Origin of the sequence: Mesorhizobium sp. M1A.F.Ca.IN.020.06.1.1, assembly GCF_004023265.1 — a bacterium.
In the GTDB taxonomy this organism is placed as follows: Bacteria; Pseudomonadota; Alphaproteobacteria; order Rhizobiales; family Rhizobiaceae; genus Mesorhizobium.
The window spans coordinates 1-921 of sequence record NZ_RZSR01001475.1; the positions used below are offsets into that span (position 1 = coordinate 1).

General features: G+C 60.5%; 1 pseudogene. It reads left to right on the forward strand.

What is annotated here, in order from left to right:
* Positions 1-921, forward strand: a pseudogene (locus tag EOA60_RS34980) (type VI secretion protein); the annotation flags it as partial.

Sequence of the window (921 nt, forward strand, 5' to 3'; positions counted from 1 at the left end):
GCCTATTATTTCAACTTCCACGTCCACGACGTCGGCCATTTCACCGTCTTCGGGCCGACCGGTTCGGGCAAGACGGTCGTGCTGTCATTCCTGATGGCGCAGGCGATGCGGATTTCGCCGCCCCCGCGCTCAGTCTATTTCGACTATATGCGCGGCGCCGAGCTCTTCATTCGTGCGCTCGGCGGCCGCTACGAAGTCATGGAGCCGATGCAGGCCACCGGCTTCGCGCCGCTGCAATTGGAAGACACGGCAGAAAACCGCACGTTTCTCGAAGCGCTTCTGCGCTACTTGCTCACCCCAGACGGCGGTTCGCTCGACATGGCGGAAATGCGCGTGATCAACACGGCCGTCGACAAGGTCTACAAGATCCCGCGCCAACAACGCACGTTCGCGTTGCTGCCGGAAGTGCTGCGCGGGTCGCTGACGCCCGGAATGAACGATCTGGCGGCGCGAATTGAACCGTGGCTGGACCCTGGCGACAAGGGCTGGCTCTTCAACAACCCCGTCGATCTCGTCGATTTCTCCAAGCCAGTGGTCGGCTTCGACATGACCAAGATCCTGGCCGACAAGAAATTGCGCTCGGCCGCCCTGCTTTACATCTTCCATCGGCTCGAAGAGATCATCGACGGCACGCCGCTTCTGATGTTCCTCGATGAAGGCTGGAAGCTGCTCGATGACGAGGTGTTCGCCGCCTTCATCAACGAGACGCTGAAAACGATCCGTCGGCGCAACGGTGTCGTCGGCTTCGGCACCCAGACGGCCGAGGACGTGGTCAACTCGTCGATCTCGTCCTCGCTGATCGAGCAGACGAAAACCAACATCTTTTTCCCCAATCCGAAGGCGAGCAAGGACTCCTACATGGCGCGCTTTTCGCTGACGGCGAAGGAGTTCGAGTTCGTGCGCCGCACGCCTAAGGAAACG